Raw genomic sequence first — 225 nt, forward strand, 5'->3', positions numbered from 1 at the left:
GCACCTGAGCTATGGCGAACTCAATGCGCAGGCCAACCGCTTGGCGCATCATCTGATCGCCCTTGGGGTCAAGCCGGACCAGCCGGTGGCGATCTGCCTTCAGCGCAGCCCGGCCATGGTCGTCGGGGTTCTGGCGATCCTCAAGGCGGGCGGCGCCTATCTGCCGCTCGATCCGGCCTATCCGAGCGCCCGGTTGGGGCAGGTTCTTGAGGATGCAGCACCACA

General features: G+C 66.2%; 1 protein-coding gene. It reads left to right on the forward strand.

Annotated elements, in window-relative coordinates; all coding sequences use genetic code 11:
* The coding region (locus PY650_RS37050; RefSeq protein WP_285885091.1) for an AMP-binding protein at positions 1–225 on the forward strand (225 nt) is incomplete at both ends.

The organism is Martinezella calliandrae, assembly GCF_030272695.1.
Taxonomy (GTDB): Bacteria; Pseudomonadota; Alphaproteobacteria; order Rhizobiales; family Rhizobiaceae; genus Rhizobium; species Rhizobium calliandrae.